The sequence below is a fragment of the Rhizohabitans arisaemae genome, from assembly GCF_025996515.1.
Taxonomy (GTDB): Bacteria; Actinomycetota; Actinomycetes; order Streptosporangiales; family Streptosporangiaceae; genus Rhizohabitans; species Rhizohabitans arisaemae.
Window position 1 is genome coordinate 57,351 of sequence record NZ_BLRH01000001.1, and the last position, 17,775, is coordinate 75,125.

Genomic DNA, 17,775 nt, shown 5'->3' on the forward strand with positions numbered 1-17,775 from the left:
ACTCCGCGGCGCGAGAATGCGCGCGGCTGTTGGTGCCGGACGCCCTTTGTCCGGCACCAACAGCCGCTGTCAATGTCAAAAACACTTGTGAGCCCGGCTTCACCTGACGGGGTACCGCACGTCCAAGGTTGTCACCCTGATTGCCCCTACCGGCCCGCCCCGGGCAATGATTCGGCCACCCCGGGTGACCGGCCCGCGGATTGCGGGAAGGCCCGTGGGCATGGCGGACGGCGGGGAGGGGACGCGGCACGGGGTCTGGGTGACCATCGGGGCGTTGATGCTCGCCTTGCTGCTGGCGGCGCTGGACCAGACGATCGTCTCGACCGCCCTGCCGACGATCGTGGGGGAGTTCGGCGGAGTCGACCATCTCTCCTGGGTGGTGACCGCGTACCTGCTCACGGCGACCGTGTCGACGCCGCTGTGGGGCAAACTGGGCGACCAGTTCGGCCGCAAGGGCCTGTTCCAGAGTTCCGTGGTCGTCTTCCTGATCGGGTCGGCGCTCTGCGGTCTGTCCCAGGACATGGCCCAGCTGATCGGCTTCCGGGCGCTGCAGGGGCTGGGCGGGGGCGGGCTCATCGTGCTCACCCAGGCCATCGTCGGGGATGTGGTGCCGCCCCGGGACCGAGGGCGCTACCAAGGGGTCTTCGGCGCGGTGTTCGGGGTCTCCAGCGTGATCGGGCCACTCATCGGAGGTCTGCTCACCGACCAGCTCAGCTGGCGCTGGGTGTTCTACGTGAACCTCCCCATCGGGGTCGTCGCCCTGGCGGCCATCGGCTCGACCTTGCGCGCCCGGCCGGAGAAGACCCGGCACACGATCGACTACCTGGGCACGGCACTGCTCGCCGGTGCGGTCGTCTGCCTGATCCTCGTCACCTCCTGGGGCGGCACGGTCTTCGCCTGGAACTCACCGGAGATCATCGGGCTGGGCGCGGGGGCGATCGCCCTGCTGGCGCTCTGGTGGCGGGCCGAGCGGCGGGCGGCCGAACCGGTGATCCCGCTCAGGCTCTTCACGGTCCCGGCCTTCTCGGTCACCGCGGTGCTCGCCTTCATCACCGGCTTCGCGATGTTCGGCGCCCTCACCTACCTCCCGCTCTACCTGCAGGTCGTGCACGGGGTCTCGGCGACGGTCTCCGGGGTCTACCTGCTGCCGATGGTGGCGGGCATGCTGCTCACCTCGGTGGGGAGCGGGCAGGCGATCAGCCGTACCGGGCGGTACAAGGTCTTTCCGATGACGGGCATGGCGGTCGTCGCGTTCGCGGCGTACCTGCTCTCCCGGATGGACGAGCACAGCTCGACCCTGCAGATGAGCGTGAACCTGCTCGTGCTCGGAATCGGGCTCGGCCTCGTCGTCCAGGTTCTGATCATCATCGTGCAGAACGCGGTGGGGTACGAGGACCTCGGGGTCGCGACCTCGTCGGCGACCTTCTGCCGCTCCATCGGCGGGGCGTTCGGGGTGTCGGTGTTCGGCTCCCTCTTCGCCGCCCGCCTCGCCGAGAACACCCGGGCCGCGCTCGCCGGGGTGCCGCTGCCCCCCGGCTTCGACCCCGCCTCGGTCCAGGGGAGCCCCCAGCAGCTGAAGACGCTCCCGCCCGACGTGGCCGGGCCGGTGATCCACGCCTACTCGGAGTCCGTGCAGAGCGTCTTCGGCTATGTGGTCCCGGTGGCCCTGCTGGGTTTCGCCGCCGCCTGCTTCCTGACGGAGGTTCCGCTCCGGACCGCCTCCCGGGCGCAGGAACCCGGGGAGTCGCTGGTCGCCAACCCGGTCGAGCGATCCTCCCGGGAGGAGATGGAGAGCGCCCTCACCCGGCTCATCGCCAAGGACCCCCGGGCGTCGCGGCTCTACGCCGACCTGGCCGGGCAGGCCGGTTTCGACTTCCCCGCCGCGACGGCCTGGGTGCTGTGCCGGGTGGCCCGGCAGGGCCGCGCCGGCCGTGCCGAACTCGCGGCCAGGGCCGGAGTGGCCCTCGACCGATGCTCGCCCCACGCCGACACGCTGGTGAAACAGGGTCTGATCACCCGCGAGGGCGACGACCTGATCATCACCGAGGCCGGGCGACGGGCCGCCGCCCGGCTGGTGGACCTGCGGCGGCGGACCCTCACCCGCTACCTGGAGGGCTGGTCGCCCGAGGACCACCCCGAGCTGGCCGAGCTGGTGGGCCGGCTCGCCGCCGCCACCGTGGGGGACGACCACGACGCGCGGGTGCTCCGCGCCGGGGACGGGACGGTCACGGGAAGGGCCGCAGGTCCGGGCGCTTCGCCGTGATCTCGTCGCCGGAGGATCGTCCGGTGAGCCTGCGGCCGACCCACGGGACCAGGTGCTCCCGCGCCCACCGCAGATCACCGCCCCGGCCGGCGCCGCGTGTGGGCGGACGGCGCCAGTCGTCGTCGCAGGGGACGCCGAGGACCTCGCAGACCCGCGCCGCCACCAGCCGATGCCCTTCGGCCGACAGGTGCAGCCGGTCCCGGCTCCAGGCCCGCCAGTCCCGCAGGGACTGCATCGACCACTGGTCGACGAGGTGACAGCCGTGGATGTCGGCGATCGAGCGCAGGTGGAGGTAGAAGACCGCGGCTCTGCCCCTCATCTTGTTGATCAGAGGGGCGTCCCGCGGATCCACCCCGGTGAACAGCAGCACCTCGCTGCCCGCCGCGCGGAGCCGCCGTACCGCGCCGGCGAACGCCTTGGCCAGCGCGTCGGGGTCGGCCCTCGGGCGGAGCAGGTCGTTGCCCCCGCCGACCAAGCTCACCAGATCCGGCTTGAGCTCGATCGCCCGTGGCACCTGCTCCTCGATCACCTGGCCGAGGAGGCGTCCGCGCACCGCCAGGTTGGCGTACCGGAAGGAGGGGTTGTCCACCGCGAGCCGTTCGGCGACCCGATCGGCCCAGCCCCGCATCCCGCCGTCGGCGCGGGGGTCGTCCAAGCCTTCGGTGAAACTGTCACCGATCGCGATGAAAGACGTGATTCTCATGATGGGTCGAGCATATTGCGGCGCTCACTTGGCGTCCGCGTAGCACCCCACCTCGGCGGTGCCGAGCGGGAACCGCACCGGTGTGTCCCCGAACACCAGCCGCCGGGCCCGCTCCCCCGCCTCGGTGAGGGCGAGCCGCACCTGCGGCACCAGCTCCCGCGGCGCGTGCACGATCACCTCGTCGTGCTGGAAGAACACCAGACGCGCGGGCGCGGGCAGCAGCCGGCGAAGGGTGACCAGGAGGACCAGCGCCCATTCGGCCGCGCTCGCCTGGACCACGAAGTTCCGGGTGAACCGGCCGCGGTCCCGGGCCGCCCGGGCCCCCTCGGGCCGGGTGACCAGCTCCCGCCACCCCTCCTGCGGCGGCGGGCAGGCGCGGCCCAGGTGCGAGCGGACCACCCGGCCCTCCTCCCCCGCGCGGGCCGCGGACTCCACGTAGGCGTACGCCTGCGGGAAGCGGGTGCGCATGATCGCAAGCAGCCGGAGCGCCTCCCCCGCGGCCCCGCCGTACATGGCCGAGAGCAGTGCGATCTTGGCTTGATCCCGCCGCCCGCCGAACGCCCCCGCGAGCGCCTCGTACAGATCGGCCCGCTCCGCCGCCTCCCCCAGGCCCCGGTCCCCCGAGAGCGCCGCCAGGATCCTCGGCTCCAGCTGGGCCGCGTCGGCGACGACCAGCGTCCAGCCGGGGTCGGCGACGACCGCCCGCCGCACCACCTTGGGGATCTGCAGGGCGCCGCCGCCGTGGCTGGCCCACCGGCCGGAGACCACGCCGCCCACCACGTACTCCGGCCGGAACCGCCCCTCGCGGACCCACGTGTCGGCCCACGCCCAGCCGTGCGCGGCGTGCAGCCGGGCGAGCTCCTTGTACTTCAGCAGCGGCGGCACCGCCGGGTGGTCGACCGTGCCGAGCTCCGCCGACCGGGTCGAGCGGACCGCCACCCCGTCCGCGGTGAACGCCTTCATCAGCTGCGCGGGTGAGTCGGGGTTGACGGTACGGCCGAAGGCGGCGCCGACGGCGTCCGCCAGCTCCTGCAGCCGGGCCGGGCGGCGCCCGGGGGCGGGGCGGGGCCCGAGCAGTTCGGTGAGGAGCGCGTCGTGCGCGTCGAGCCGCCACGGCAGGCCTTCACGGGTCATCTCCGCCGCAGCGAGCGCCCCGGCCGACTCGGCGGCGGCGAGCAGGGTCAGCCCGCGCTCCGCCGTCCGGGATCGCTGGTCGGCGTAGACGGCCGCGACGGTCTCCAGGGTGGCGGGTCCGGGGCCGGAGTCGAAGAGGGCGGGCTGGGAGTCCGCCTTCGCCCGGTGTTCGGCCGGTACGGGCAGGCCGTTGGCCCGGGCGTAGGCCGCCTCCGCCGAGCGGGGTTCCCCGAACCGCCCGTCCCGGGCGAGCAGGAGGCCTTCGGTGAGGGCGACGTCGTGGCAGCGGGCGACGTCCGTCCCGGCGTGCAGGAGCGCGGGATAGATCTCCCGCGCGTCGGCCCACACCCATCGGGGCCCGTCCCGCCGTTCCCGGTCGCGCACCGCCCCGGCCAGGTCGGCGACGACCTCCGGTCCCCCCACGGGGACGCCGTCGGCGGAGAGCGGCTGCAGCGACCCGCCGCCCTCCCCGTCCGCCGTCACCGCGATCCGCATCAGGCCAGGGTAACCGCACCCACCGACAAGCGATCTTGTAGGCTGCCGGGTCGCGGGACCGGAAACCGCGCCCGGTGATCCCCTGACGGAACTCCGCCCGGCCGACGACCCTCCGCCCATGGCGCGCACCGCGGCGACCGTGCGCACCGGAGGCCGGGGATGCCGACCCGTCCGTGTGCCCGGATGCCGCGCCGACCGTACGCCGCCCTGCGGGCCGAGGCGCCGACGTGCCGCCTGGTTCCTGGTTCCCGGCTTCCGGCGAACACCACGCAGACCGTGCGCGACGCGGCCGTGCGACTCCTCCCCACGCCGTCGGCGCCGTCCCCGGATCGGTTCACGTCTCCCCCTGAGGGACACAACCTGCGGCGTATCCGACAGGGCCGCACATGCCGTACACATCCCGTCGGCGGCCCGACCCCGTGCACCCCCCATCAGGCCGGGCGCCGCCCGTACCTGCACGCCGCTCCCGCCCTCTCACCAAGCGCCGCGGACGCCGTACGGAACCGGGGGACTCGTGGTTTCCCGGCGGGTCAGTGGCGACGGAGGCCGGTCAGGGGGTGGTGACGGGCGGGCGGGTGAGCGGGATGAGGACCTCGTCCTCCAGGGGCGGGTCGGCCTCGTGCTCGCCGCAGCCGGTGGCGGCGAAACATCGGAGGGCGAGCGTGTCCGGCGTCACCTGGACGTGGAGAAAGCTCTTGAAGAACGGGGGTTCGTCCCAGTCGAAAAGCTCCGAGATCCAGCCGCCCACGAACCTCTCGACGGGCAGGCGGCCCGGGAAGGGGAGGCCGCCGAGGAGACGGGCCGCCCAGCGCTCCCGGCGGGTCACCCGCTCCTCGCCGGTGAGCGGCCGGACCGGGCGGTTCCCGATCCGGTCGGACATGATCTTCATGGCCTTCTCCGGGGCGATCTCCAGCCACGGTGCCCGGAAGAGCCGGCGGTAGAGACGGCTGTAGAAGGCCAGGGAGTCGCCCCGCAGCGGATAGCAGCGGAAGTCGTCCTCGTCGACCCCGCCCGCGGTCACCCGGGGGATCGTGTGGGTGGCGTGCATGAACGCCCCGCCGCCGCCCGCGACCAGATACTGGATCCGGCGGCCGCCGACGTCCACCGGGTAGCGCTGATAGTTGTGGATCTCGCCGCCGATCACCGCGACGTAGTTGTGCCCGGGCTCCCGGACGATCTCGTCGACCGTGCCGCCGCCCTCGATCGGGCACGGCTTGTAGTGGTTCCGCTCGTAAATCGGGCTTCCCGTGATCAGCATCTTGGGGCGGGGGTCACGGGAGACCGATCTGAGCCACTCGCCCTGGTCGGCGTCGAGAGATCCGCCGATACCGGTGTCGATCCCCACGATCAGCAGCGGACCGGTGTCCAGCACCCAGTACGACCCGGGCTGCCGGGCCTGCTGCGCCGGGGCCGCACGCCACCCGCGGGCCGCGGCGAGCGCCACCTCGTCCACCCGCTCGGGGCGGCGCCAGAGCAACCGGGCGAGCAGGCCCGCCGGGCGGGCCCGCTCCCGGGGCAGGGCCGGCGCGTCGCAGAAGACGCGCATGAAGCCGTGGAGGCCGTCGTACCAGTCGTGGTTCCCGGGGACCGCGTAGATCGGCCCGGGATAGTCCCGGTACGGCCGGAAGAACTTGTCCGGGTAGTCGTTCCCGCCGCCCGCGGGATAGATCACGTCGCTGGCGACGACCGCGAACGCCGTACCCTCGCCCATCCTGAGCAGTCCGGGCACGACCGCGTACTGCGAGGCGTCACCCTCACCGGGGTCGCCGATCACCAGGAACGAGAACGAGTCCCCCAGGTCGAGCGAGATCGGGGTACGGGGGTCACGGCCGCGCTCGCGCAGCGCCGCGACCCACGCCCGTCTGATCACCGGCGCCGGATCGCCGAACCACCCGGCGAGCACCTCGTTGCGCGAACGCCAGAGCGTGACCGGCCGAAGCCAGGAGAACCTTCGCCGATCCGGACGGAGCCCGGCGAAGGAGCCCGGAGTCTGACACGTGCCCCACCCGGCGCCGGACGCGGATCTCCGGGACGACCGCTGCACTCCGCGCTCGGCGGCCCGCGCCACATCGACCATGCGGCAATCCTGCGGTCACGGACCGGCCGTCGTGAGCGATTTCCCCAGACGACATGGAGTTGTGATCGATTGCGTCCCACCCCAGGGGGCGGTGTGGACGGACTACCGGATGACCTTGGTCTTGGCCGAACCGTAGTTGTTGCCGGTCTTGTGGTCGTAGGACTTGGAGGTCAGGTAGAACTCGCCCTTGAGGTTGCCGGACGCCTTGCGGTTGACCTTGGCGGTCAGAGTGACCGTGAGGGTGCGGTGGGCACGCAGGCTACCGACGGTGCACTTGGCGCCGCGGCTGACGTAGACGCACTTCATCCCACGGGGCAGACCTCGGTAGGTGTGCCCGTAGGTGTTCTTCGGGAAGAAGACGTTCAGCACCACCCCGCGGGCGGAGTACGGGCCTCGGTTGCTCACCTTGAGCTTGTAGGTGATCTTGCCGCCCCGGCGGACGTAGGTGTTGTAGCTCCCGGTGATGCGCAGGTCCGCGCCGGTGGCGACGACGGCCGGGGCGGTCGCCGGAACCGTCACGGTCTCGGCCGTGGCGTCGGCGGCGGCCGGGGCGGAGGCCAGCAAGGTCAGCCCGACGGCGGGCGCGGCGAGGGCGAGCGCGGTGAAGAGCGTGGCGGATTTCCGCATGGTTGTCCCCCCAGGACGATCTGGAAAAATCACAAAATTTCGTGACACGGGGAGAACCTACCGCGCGCTTATGCGCGTTTTATGGCGAAAAACTTACGGAACCAGAACGCCGCTTTTGGACGGCCGTAGACTCCGCATCCTGGCCCGGGAACCCCCGGCGCTCCCGCATATGACCTGAAACCAACCCGTGCGACCGGAGGGGGATCCTCGTCTCGCCTCGCAGGGGCGGAGAAGCAAGCCGCAGTGAATTAGGTTAGTCTTGCCTAAGTTACGTCGCGGCTCGGGGGACAGACGAGCCCGCTGAAGGACCACGGCCGATCTCAACCGCCCGGAAGGGAGTGAGGCGGAGCCGGTTTCAACGGACCAGGGGGACGTCTTGAGGTTTCCGCGCAGTTGCGAGCACGCGTGTGGCTCCCACACCGGGGAGGCCCCCGTGCTCGCCAGCGCGACGGTCGGCGCCCGGTCCTGGCTCCTCATCGAGCACCCGGGCCCGTGGGCGGCCTACCTCGACGAGTGCACCAGCCTCCCCCGGCACCTCCGCGACCTGATCGAGCACGCCAAGGACCTGGGCATCCGGCCCCAGCTCATCCGCAAGCCCGGACGCCGCCGCGGGGCCGGCGTCCCGCGACTGATCGGCGGCTGGTCCGCCGGGGACGATCCGTGGCTGGCAGAGGGTACGCTTGAGGCGCCAGACCTGGAGCCGTTGGCGCGAGGCGAGGTGCCGCCGCGGTGGAAGCGGATCTTCAGTCCGATCTTCCTCGTGTGCACGCACGCGAAGCGAAACGCCTGCTGCGCCCGTCTGGGACTGCCTTTGGCCCGATCGCTTCACGCGATCTGGCCGGACAACGTATGGGAAACGACACATGTTGGTGGCGATCGGTACGCCGCCAACCTGGTGTGCTTGCCTCACGGGCTTTACTACGGCAGCATGTCCCAAGCTGCCGCGGTCGCGGCAGCCGAAGCGTACCGGCGCGGCGAGGTTGTCCTTGACCGTTTCCGGGGACGCTCAGGCATCCCAGAACCACTGCAAGCCGCCGAGCACTTTGTGCGTGCCCATACGGGGGAACTCACGCTTGGCGGAGTGGTCGTGGAATCCACCGGAACAGACGGCGACGCCACCGTTGCACTCGTGCGGACAACCGCACGAAACGGAGGCGGCGCCCGGTACCAGGTTGTGATTGAGCGTGTGGCGTACGCGGCGCCGTGCGACACTGTCGGTGCTTGCGCCGACGCAATCACCACCTACCGGCTGGTCGAGCTGTCGCAGTTCGCCACGTCTGCTATGGCGTAAGTCTCGCCTCTGCGGGAACACCACGGCCTATTCACGCGTTGGACTCAGGGACGCACATGAGCGTCTTATGCGGCACAAAACGTGAAATAACTCCTACCTCACTTTCTAAGGTGGTTCACTCATGTCTCAGGTACGTCGGCAGCTCAACCGCCCTCGTCCCAGCTGGGGATGGCAGGATGATGCCGGGTGCCGGGGAGAAGACCTTGTGCTGTTCTTCGGCCCGGACGGCGAGCGTCAGCCAGAGCGCGAAATCCGTGAGCGCAAGGCGAAGGCGATCTGCGCCCAGTGCCCCGTCCGAGTCGAATGCCTCGATTACGCGCTGTCCCGGCCGGAGAAGTACGGCACTTGGGGCAGCCTGAACGAGGACGAGCGCGCCTCCGAGCGTCGCCGTCGTATGCGTCGCGCCGCGAGCGCCGGTGTCAGCGCCGCCTGACCCCGGCACCTCGGGCCGAAGTTCTTCACCGCCGGCATGTGACGAGACCCCGCATCCCACCGGATGCGGGGTCCTTCGGCGTTCGGATCACGCCGACCGTCCTCACCCGGGAATGTGCTGAACCCCGATCCGCCGCCGGAACACCCAGTACGTCCACGCCTGGTAGGCGAGGACGAGGGGAAGAAAGATCACGGCGACCCATGTCATGATCCCCAGTGTCTTCGGGGTGGCCGCCGCGTTCACCGTCGTCAGGCTGTGGGCGGGGTCCACCGTGGAGGGGAGCACGTCCGGATAGAGCGCGGTGAACAGCGCGACCACCGTCAGCCCGATCGTCACGGCCGAGAAGGTGAAGGCCCAGCCCTCGCGCCCCACCCGGTTGGCGGACAGCGCCGCGACCAGGGCGGCCACGGCGATCGCCGCGAGCACCCACGTCACCGCGTGGCCGTGCCGCACCTGCGTCCAGATGAGGAAGCCGGCCGTGACGACCAGCGCGGCCGTCCCGGCCCGCGCCGCGACCGTCCGGGCTCGTTCCCGGATCTCCCCGACCGTCTTGAGCGCGAGGAAGACCGCCCCGTGCGCGAGGAACAGGGTTAGGGTGACGGCCCCGCCGAGCAGGGCGTAGGGGTTGAGCAGGTCGAGCACCGTACCGGTGAAGTGGTGCCCGGGGCCGAGCGGGACCCCGCGGACGATGTTGGCCAAGGCGACCCCCCAGAGCACCGCCGGGATCAGCGAGCCGAAGAAGATCGCCGCGTCCCATCGGGCGCGCCAGGCCGCCGAGTCGCGGGTACCCCGGTACTCGAACGCCACCCCCCGGACGATCAACGCCACCAGGATCAGCAGCAACGGGAGGTAGAAGCCGCTGAACAGGGAGGCGTACCACTCGGGGAAGGCCGCGAACATGGCCCCACCCGCCGTGATCAGCCAGACCTCGTTGCCGTCCCAGACCGGGCCGATCGTGTTGATCATCACGCGCCGCTCGGCGTCGGAGCGGCCGAGCACCGGCAGCAGGATGCCGACCCCGAAGTCAAAGCCCTCAAGCACAAAGTAACCAAGAAACAGCACCGCGATGGCGACGAACCAGACGTCGGTGAGCTCCACCGGACTCCTCCCTCCGACTCAGCGGGACCACGCTCAGTAGGCGAAGGAGAGCGTGCCGCCCTCCTCGCCGGGTTCGGCCGGGACGACGTCGGCCTCGGCGGGCGGCCCGGCCTTGGCATACTTGATCATCAGCCCGGCCTCGACGACCGCGAGGACGCCGTACACCACGGTGAAGACGACCAGCGAGGTGATCACGGCCCCGATCCCCACCGCGGGCGAGACGCCGTCGGCGGTGCGCAGGAGCCCGAAGACCACCCAGGGCTGCCTCGCCATCTCTGTAAAAATCCAGCCAAAACTATTGGCGAGGAACGGGAGGACCACCGAGAGCACGGCGATCCGCCACAACCACGGGCGATCCGGCAGCCGCCCCTTGCGGGTCAGCCAGAGCAGCACCACGGCGACGATCATCGCGAGAAAGCCGAACCCCATCATCAGCCGGAATCCCCAGTAGGCGATGGGGATGTACGGACGGTAGTCGCCGGGACCGTACTTTTGCACGTACTCCCGCTGCAGGTCGTTGATGCCCTCCACCCTGCCGTCCAGGCTCCCCGTGGCCACGAACGAGAGCACGCGGGGAACGTCCAGGGTGATCACCGGCTCGGTCCCCGAGAGGGTCCCGATCGTGAAGAGGGAGAACGGCGCCGGCTGCGCGGACTCGTAGAGCGCCTCGGCCGCGGCCATCTTCATCGGCTGGGTCTCGGTCATCACCTTGCCCAGCAGGTCACCGGAGATCAGGATCCCGAAGGCGGCGATGAGCGTGGTCACGAGCCCCAGGCGGAGCGAGGGCAGCATGACGTCCAGATGGCTGCGGCGCGCGAGATGCCAGGCGGCGACCGCGAAGACCAGCACCCCCGCCGTCATCCAGCAGGCGAAGAGGGTGTGCGGCACCGTGGCGAGCAGGACCTTGTTCGTGAGGACCTCGGTGAAGCTGCTCAGCTCGGCGCGGTCGGCGGCCGGGTTGAACCGGAACCCCCGGGGATTCTGCATCCAGGCGTTGGCCGCCAGGATGAAGAAGGCCGAGACCGCCGAGCCGACCGCCACCGTCCAGATGCAGGCGAGGTGGACGGCCTTCGGGAGGCGATCCCAGCCGAAGATCCACAACCCGAGGAACGTCGACTCCAGGAAAAACGCGACGAGCGCCTCCATGGCGAGCGGCGCCCCGAAGATGTCACCGACATAGCGCGAGTAGGCACTCCAGTTCATCCCGAACTGGAACTCCTGCACGATCCCGGTGACCACTCCCATCGCGAAGTTGATCAGAAAGAGCTTGCCCCAGAACTTCGTCGCCCTCAGGTAGACGGTGTTACCGGTCCGCGCCCAGGCCGTCTGCAGGATCGCCACCAGGAGGGACAGGCCGATCGACAGCGGGACAAACAGGAAGTGGTAGACGGTGGTGATCCCGAACTGCCAGCGGGCGAGATCCAGCGCGTCCACAGGCGGTTCCCCCCAAGCACTCCCCGAAGAGGCGGTCGACCACATACCGCAATACAACGATCACCGTAAGTCGCCGGATGTCGATCGGAAGCGGAGACACGCCGATCAGGTGGGACGACTCCCCCGCAACAGGGCCAAGACCTCCGCGTCCTCGACCTGGTCGAACCGCTCGTACCACAGGGCGACCGCGTGGAAGTCCACCGGGGTGGCGAGGGCCACGATCTCGTCGGCCTCCCCGCCCAGCGCGCCGAGGCTGTCCGGCGCCGCGACCGGCACCGCGAGGATCAGCCGGCGCGGCCCCGGACGCATGTCCCGCAGCGCGCGGAGCGCGGCCCGCGCGGTGACCCCGGTCGCCAGCCCGTCGTCGACTAGGACGACGTCGTGGCCGGCCGGATCCGGTGACGGCCGCCCGTCCCGGTAGAGGTCCACCTGCCGGATGATCTCCCGCCGCTCCCTGGCCACCGTGTTCGCCAGGTCGTCCGGGTCGAGCCCGATCAGCCCCAGCAGATCGGGGTCGTAGACCGGCTCTCCCCCCTCCGCGACCGCGCCCACCCCCAGTTCGGGCCGGCCGGGACATCCGACCTTTCGGGTGGCCAGGATGTCCAGCGGGGCGTCAAGCGCACGCGCCACCTCGGCGGCCACGGCCACCCCGCCACGGGGAAGGGCCAGAACCAGCGGATTCTTCGGACGCATGGCGCGCACCCGCTCGGCCAGCAGCATGCCGGCCTCGGCACGATCACGGAACGGAAGACGGACCCCGATCCCCGCAGGACCCTGAAAACGGCGACCCATAGAGCATCACCCTCTCGACAAGCCCTACCCACCTCCCCGGGACTCACCCCCGCTCCCCCGCGTACACCGCTGAAGCGCGGCGCCCAAGGACCACCGTCAGACGCCGGTACGGGCTCAGCCGGACCACTCTCCACGGCGTACAACCGACCCGGGCGGCGCCGCCTGAGGCCGTACCCTTCGCCCCGGCCCAAGCGGCAGCAGCCCGTACATCGCCCAGACGATCGTTGCGACATGCGCACCCCACGAGGCGCACACAGCACAACGATCACCCGACACCGGGCGGGCCCGCGACGATCAGGGGCGGCTACGGCCGGGGCGACGCATCTCCTTGGAGATGATCTTCCACTGGCGTGCCCGCTCGACGGCGAGCCTGGCGTCGGCGCGGCTGGCCATCCAGGCGGCCTCCCTGAGGAGCTTGCGCCAGCTCTCCAGCCGCCGCGGAGGGATCTCGCCGGAGGCGACGGCGGCCAGGACCGCACAGCCGGGCTCGCTTTCGTGGCCGCAGTCGGCGAACCTGCATCCCTCGGCGAGCTCGTCGATGTCGGCGAAGACCCGGTCGACCCCGTCGTTGATCGCGTAGAGACCGACCCGTCTGATCCCGGGCGTGTCGATGATGAGTCCCCCGGAGGGGATCAGGATCATCTCACGCCGGGTCGTGGTGTGCCGTCCCCGCCCGTCACCCGCCCGGATCTGCTGGGTCTCCATCACCTCGGCTCCGGCGAGCGCGTTCACCAGCGTCGACTTGCCCGCCCCGGACGCGCCGAGCAGCACCGCGGTGGATCCCCGGGTGAGGTATCCGCGGACGAGCTCGACCCCGTCCCCGGTGAGCGAGCTGAGCCCGTGGACGTCGACCCCGGGCGCCACCGCGGCCACGTCGTCCAGGAGCGCCGGGAGCGCGTCCCCCAGCAGGTCGCCCTTGGAAATGAGGATCACCGGCCTCGCCCCGCTCTCCCAGGCCAGCGCGAGCAGCCGCTCGACCCGCCCGAGATCCGCGGTGTCCGTGGCGTGCATGGCGGGCTCGACCACGAACGCCAGGTCGACGTTCGCCGCGAGCACCTGGCCCTGGGAGTCGCCGGAGAGCCCGCCGCGGGAGTCCCGCCGGACCCCGCCGCGGACCAGCGTGGTACGCCGGGGCAGGATCTCGGCTATCTCCCGGCGTCCGCCGGGTGAGACGTGCAGGGCGACCCAGTCACCCACGCACACCAGCGAGACCGGGTCCTTGGCCGCGTCACGCCGTACCCGGGCGCCGAACTCCGCGCGCTGCGGCCCGTCGGCGGTGACGAGTTCGGCGGCGCCCCGATCGACCCGGGAGACCCGGGCCGGAACGCAGTCCGGAGGGATCGGGAGCGAATCGGTCCAGCCGTAGAAAGAAAGATCGAGCGACAAGGTGGAACACCCTTCGGGAAACCGGGTGTTCGCGATATGTCACGGTGAGGCGGACACCCGGGAGGACAAGGACGGCGAGCGCGCGAAAGAGACCCGCATAGTCCTCACCTCCTCAACTCCGGCGTCCCGCGTTCCGAGAACGTCTGGCGATCACGATAGTCGGCTCCCCACCGCCCGGCAAACGGGTTTTCCCGCGGACTCCCGTCCGCGATGCTCGGCGACCCGCACCCGGTTGGCGCAGCGCAGGGAGCAGAACCGCCGCCGCCCGTTGCGGGAGACGTCCACGTACACGATCCCGCAGCCGAGCCGGTCACAGCGGCCGAGCCGCGACCCGTCCTCGCAGACGGCGTGCGCCAGGCCGACGGCCGTGTACGCCTTGACCCGGTCGACGATCGGCTCCCGGGTCCCGGCGTAGTGCAGATGCGGCGGGCGGCCGTCGTGCCGGGAGATGAAGGGCCGGATCGCGAGGGCGTCGGCGAGCAGCTCGTTGACCAGGTCCACCTGGCGGTCCCGATCGGGCTCCCCGAAGACCGGGCGGAGCCGTCCGGCCCAGCGACCCAGTTCCACGGCCTCGGCGGCGCCGGCGGTGGCCCGAGGCCCGTAGTCGTGGGCGCGCAGCAGCTCGGTGATCGACGTGGCGGTGGCCGGCACGGTGTTCACGAGTCCGGCCGCGATCTCGGCGGCCAGTCCCCCGTAATGGTTGAAGTGCACTAGACCATGACAACATCCTTCAACCATGACGATCAACCGCTCCGCGCGGCGGACACCGCGCTGCCCCTCCTGCGGATGGCCGGCGACGTCGCCGGTCTCGACCCATCGAGGTACCGGAGAATGCGTCGCGTATCAGCGATGCGTCTGCGGTCAATGGCTCGTCATCCAAGCCGGTCGCGTAATCGGCACGGCCGGTGATTCCCAGCTCACCTGATGTCGGTCCCGCCGGCGGAGGCACCCGCCGGCGAGTCCGGAAACCTAGCTCAGGCCCGGTGCCGGGAACCTGGAGGTGAGCTCGGTCACCTCGGAACGGACCCGGTCGACCACGGTCTCCACCTCGTCTCCCTTGGCCAGGGCGGTGACGATCTCGTCCATCCAGGCGCCGATCTGCCGCATCTCCGCCTCGCCCATCCCCCGGGAGGTGACCGACGGCGTGCCGATCCGGATCCCGGACGGGTCGAACGGCTTGCGGGTGTCATAGGGCACGGAGTTGTAGTTCGTCTCCAGCCCTGCCCGGTCCAGCAGCTGCGCGGCCGGCTTGCCACCCACGCCCTTGGACGTCAGGTCGATGAGGAGCAGGTGGTTGTCCGTGCCGCCCGAGACGAGGTCGAACCCCCGTGCGAGCAGCTCCTCGGCGAGGGCCTTGGCGTTCGCCACCACCTGGTGGGCGTACGCCTTGAACTCCTCCGTCGAGGCCTCCTTCAACGCGACCGCGATCGCCGCCGTCGTGTGGTTGTGCGGGCCGCCCTGCAGGCCGGGGAAGACCGCCTTGTTGAGCGCGGTCGCGTGCTCGTCCGACGACGCCATCAGCATCGCCCCGCGTGGACCGCGGAGCGTCTTGTGCGTCGTGGTGGAGATCACGTCGGCGTGCCCCACGGGCGAGGGGTGCGCCCCACCCGCGATCAGGCCCGCGATGTGTGCGATGTCCGCGGCGAGCACCGCGTCCACCTCACGGGCGATGGCGGCGAAGCCCTCGAAGTCGATCGTGCGGGGGATCGCCGTCCCACCGCAGAAGATCAGCTTCGGCCGGTGCTCCAGCGCCAGCGCGCGAACCTCGTCCAGGTCGACGCGGCCGGTGTCCCTGCGGACGCCGTACCGGACCGGGGTGAACCACTTGCCGGTGGCCGAGACCGACCAGCCGTGGGTGAGGTGACCGCCGAACGGCAGGCCCATCCCCATGACCGTGTCCCCCGGCTGCAGGAACGCGAGATAGATCGCGAGGTTGGCGGGCGAGCCGGAGTACGGCTGCACGTTCGCGTGCGCCACGCCGAACAGCGCCTTGGCCCGCTCCACCGCCAGGGTCTCCACCTGGTCGATGACCTGCTGGCCCTCGTAGTAGCGCTTACCGGCGTAGCCTTCGGAGTACTTGTTGGTGAGCACCGTGCCGGTGGCCTCGAGAACCGCGCGGGATACGTAGTTCTCCGAGGCGATCAGCTTGACGGTGCCCGCCTGCCGGCGCTCCTCGGCCTCGACGAGCGCGGCGATCTCAGGGTCGACATTGGCGAGTGAACCCATACTGTGAGTCCTCTCCTCATCGATGAAGCGTGGACTCAGGCGCACGGCCCACGCGATCTTCGCTCCGATGGGTCACCCCACCTCGGTGACACGGCAGGTATGCCGCGCCAGCGCCAGCCATGACGTCTCAGACGATAGCGGAACCGCTGTCGGCGAGCGCGTGCAGGCGGCCCGCCCGGACCACTCCGACCTGGGCACGGCCGCGGATCCCGATCGGCCGGGGGACTTTTCGCTTGCGCGTTAAGTTTAGTCGGCCCGCCATCAGGGAGTAGCCGGGTGTTCTCCGGAATTGAGCGTGCCGGCGGCCGCCGTACCGGCCCGTGTCAACCGGCGTGTCCGTGCTGCTTCGCCAGGGCGCGTGCGCGAGCCGTCCCTTCCACCGGCCACAGCCGGTCGATCTCCGCGTTGAGCGTCGCGCCGATGAGCACCGCGAGCGCGGTGATGTAGAGCCAGAGCAGCACCGCGATGGGCGCCGCGAGCGAGCCGTAGATCGACAACGGGGTGAACCAGGCCGCCAGGACCAGGCGCAGCACCGCGGCGCAGGCGATCCAGATGAGGAGTGCGAGGACCGCGCCGGGCAGCTCCCGCCACCACCGCGTCCGCACCGGCACGCTGATGTGATAGAGCGAGGTCAGCATGAGAACCGAGCCGATCACGACAACCGGCCAGTAGAGCAGGTCGATGGTCCCCGCGTAGTCGGGGAACCATCCGGCCATGAGGGTGGGCCCGACCACCAGGACCGGGATGAGGACGATTCCCACCACCAGGGCGACGAGGTAGAGCCCGAACGACATGATCCGGGTGCGGATGATCCCCCGGGACTCCCCCAGGCCGTAGGAGACCGAGATCACGTCGATGTAGACGAACAGCGCCCGCGACCCCGACCACAGCGACAGCAGGAACCCCAGGGAGATCAACGGCACCTGTCCCCCGCGGAGCACGTCGTCCAGGAGCGGCTTCACCACCGAGTCGACGGTGCCTCCGGTGAACAGGGTCTGGGACTGCTCGATCACCCAGGCGCGGATGTCGGCGACGGTCGAAGCGCCGAGGATCGAGTTCAGATGGCCGATGGTGCCGATCACCCCCAGCACCAGCGGGGGCAGGGAGAGCAGCGCGAAGAAGGCGGCCTCGCCCGCCAGCCCGGTCACCCGGAGGTTGAAGGAGGTCACGGTGGTTCCCTTGACCACCCGCCATACGGCGTCCAGGCGCAGGAGCCTGCGCACGCGCTCCACAGAGCGGCCGGTCTCGCTCAGGGTGGTCACAACACTCCCGGGTACTCGCCGATCGCGTTCCGTCTACCCGCGAAACACGTGATCGGTCATGTGGTCACTGGCACGATTCTCGCGCCCAGCGGTAACAACGAGATGGGGATCAGCTTGAAGTTGGCGATGCCCAGCGGGATCCCGATGATCGTGACGCAGAGCGCCACACCAGTGACAACGTGCCCGGCGGCGAGCCAGATTCCCGCGACGATCACCCAGATGACATTGCCGATCACCGACGGTGCCCCCGCACGGGGGTCTCGCTCGACGGTGTAGCCGAACGGCCACAGGGCGTACCGGGCGATTCTAAACGAGGCGATGCCGAACGGGATCGTGATGATCAGAATGCAGCAGACCACCCCGGCGACCACGTAGCCGAGCGCCAGCCAGACACCCGCGAAGACCAACCAGATGATGTTGAGGAGTGTGCGCATATCAAGAACAATGCCCAACTTGCAGGTTTGACGTCCTTATCAATGCAGTGTACGGGCTCCGCCCGTCGGCCCAATGTGGGCTTGACCTGGGAATCGGCGCACAATGGACACTGTGATCTG

The 17,775-nt window shown here is 70.5% G+C and carries 15 protein-coding genes; 3 read left to right on the top strand and 12 right to left on the bottom strand.

The annotated features are described in order from the left end of the window. Nucleotides 1-220: 220 nt before the first annotated feature. Nucleotides 221-2,263, top strand: a complete 2,043-nt coding sequence (locus RUR_RS00240) for an MFS transporter (RefSeq protein WP_283132808.1) — start codon at nt 221-223, stop codon at nt 2,261-2,263. On the opposite strand, the gene RUR_RS00245 is transcribed toward RUR_RS00240, so the two are convergent. The 4 genes from RUR_RS00245 to RUR_RS00260 form a co-directional block, all read right to left on the bottom strand. Next, nucleotides 2,226-2,966, bottom strand: a complete 741-nt coding sequence (locus RUR_RS00245; RefSeq protein ID WP_283132759.1) for an SGNH/GDSL hydrolase family protein — start codon at nt 2,964-2,966, stop codon at nt 2,226-2,228. The two genes, RUR_RS00240 and RUR_RS00245, sit on opposite strands and share 38 nt — an antisense overlap. Nucleotides 2,967-2,990: 24 nt before the next feature. Next, entirely contained in the window at nt 2,991-4,595 is a 1,605-nt protein-coding gene (locus RUR_RS00250) for a bifunctional 3'-5' exonuclease/DNA polymerase (RefSeq protein WP_283132760.1), read from the bottom strand. A 550-nt stretch (nt 4,596-5,145) separates the two neighbouring features. Beyond that, the gene (locus tag RUR_RS00255) at nt 5,146-6,672 is read right to left on the bottom strand and encodes a metallophosphoesterase family protein (RefSeq protein WP_283132761.1); all 1,527 of its coding nucleotides are present in this window, start codon (nt 6,670-6,672) and stop codon (nt 5,146-5,148) included. 102 nt (nt 6,673-6,774) lie between these two features. Then, nucleotides 6,775-7,299, bottom strand: a complete 525-nt coding sequence (locus RUR_RS00260; RefSeq protein ID WP_283132762.1) for a hypothetical protein — start codon at nt 7,297-7,299, stop codon at nt 6,775-6,777. Nucleotides 7,300-7,732: 433 nt separating this feature from the next. Here RUR_RS00260 and RUR_RS00265 point away from each other — a divergent pair, with 433 nt between their 5' ends. Both RUR_RS00265 and RUR_RS00270 read left to right on the top strand, forming a co-directional pair. Continuing rightward, complete coding sequence (locus RUR_RS00265) at nt 7,733-8,590, top strand: sucrase ferredoxin (RefSeq protein WP_283132763.1); 858 nt, start codon at nt 7,733-7,735, stop codon at nt 8,588-8,590. A 121-nt stretch (nt 8,591-8,711) separates the two neighbouring features. Continuing rightward, the gene (locus RUR_RS00270) at nt 8,712-9,023 is read left to right on the top strand and encodes a WhiB family transcriptional regulator (protein WP_283132764.1); all 312 of its coding nucleotides are present in this window, start codon (nt 8,712-8,714) and stop codon (nt 9,021-9,023) included. Between the two features lie 102 nt (nt 9,024-9,125). On the opposite strand, the gene cydB is transcribed toward RUR_RS00270, so the two are convergent. The 8 genes from cydB to RUR_RS00310 form a co-directional block, all read right to left on the bottom strand. Further along, entirely contained in the window at nt 9,126-10,121 is a 996-nt protein-coding gene (gene cydB / locus RUR_RS00275; RefSeq protein WP_283132765.1) for a cytochrome d ubiquinol oxidase subunit II, read from the bottom strand. A gap of 33 nt (nt 10,122-10,154) precedes the next feature. Continuing rightward, complete coding sequence (locus tag RUR_RS00280) at nt 10,155-11,555, bottom strand: cytochrome ubiquinol oxidase subunit I (protein ID WP_283132766.1); 1,401 nt, start codon at nt 11,553-11,555, stop codon at nt 10,155-10,157. Nucleotides 11,556-11,660: 105 nt separating this feature from the next. Next, on the bottom strand, nt 11,661-12,347 hold the full coding sequence (locus RUR_RS00285) for a phosphoribosyltransferase (protein WP_283132767.1): 687 nt from the start codon (nt 12,345-12,347) through the stop codon (nt 11,661-11,663). A gap of 294 nt (nt 12,348-12,641) precedes the next feature. Next, on the bottom strand, nt 12,642-13,733 hold the full coding sequence (rsgA, locus tag RUR_RS00290) for a ribosome small subunit-dependent GTPase A (RefSeq protein WP_283132768.1): 1,092 nt from the start codon (nt 13,731-13,733) through the stop codon (nt 12,642-12,644). A 150-nt stretch (nt 13,734-13,883) separates the two neighbouring features. After that, entirely contained in the window at nt 13,884-14,444 is a 561-nt protein-coding gene (locus RUR_RS00295) for a CGNR zinc finger domain-containing protein (RefSeq protein WP_283132769.1), read from the bottom strand. Nucleotides 14,445-14,702: 258 nt separating this feature from the next. Next, entirely contained in the window at nt 14,703-15,983 is a 1,281-nt protein-coding gene (gene glyA / locus RUR_RS00300; protein ID WP_428846883.1) for a serine hydroxymethyltransferase, read from the bottom strand. Nucleotides 15,984-16,282: 299 nt separating this feature from the next. Further along, on the bottom strand, nt 16,283-17,221 hold the full coding sequence (locus RUR_RS00305; protein ID WP_283132771.1) for a YihY/virulence factor BrkB family protein: 939 nt from the start codon (nt 17,219-17,221) through the stop codon (nt 16,283-16,285). A 56-nt stretch (nt 17,222-17,277) separates the two neighbouring features. Next, a complete protein-coding gene (locus tag RUR_RS00310; protein ID WP_283132772.1) occupies nt 17,278-17,655 on the bottom strand; it encodes a YccF domain-containing protein in 378 nt (125 codons plus the stop codon). Nucleotides 17,656-17,775 lie beyond the last annotated feature (120 nt).

Coding starts and splice junctions, on each gene's coding strand:
- RUR_RS00270 (WP_283132764.1), top strand. CDS start 8,712: ATGTCTCAGGTACGTCGGCAGCTCAACCGCCCTCGTCCCAGCTGGGGA.
- RUR_RS00310 (WP_283132772.1), bottom strand. CDS start 17,655: ATGCGCACACTCCTCAACATCATCTGGTTGGTCTTCGCGGGTGTCTGG.
- RUR_RS00285 (WP_283132767.1), bottom strand. CDS start 12,347: ATGGGTCGCCGTTTTCAGGGTCCTGCGGGGATCGGGGTCCGTCTTCCG.
- RUR_RS00250 (WP_283132760.1), bottom strand. CDS start 4,595: ATGCGGATCGCGGTGACGGCGGACGGGGAGGGCGGCGGGTCGCTGCAG.
- RUR_RS00255 (WP_283132761.1), bottom strand. CDS start 6,672: ATGGTCGATGTGGCGCGGGCCGCCGAGCGCGGAGTGCAGCGGTCGTCC.
- RUR_RS00240 (WP_283132808.1), top strand. CDS start 221: ATGGCGGACGGCGGGGAGGGGACGCGGCACGGGGTCTGGGTGACCATC.
- RUR_RS00260 (WP_283132762.1), bottom strand. CDS start 7,299: ATGCGGAAATCCGCCACGCTCTTCACCGCGCTCGCCCTCGCCGCGCCC.
- RUR_RS00245 (WP_283132759.1), bottom strand. CDS start 2,966: ATGAGAATCACGTCTTTCATCGCGATCGGTGACAGTTTCACCGAAGGC.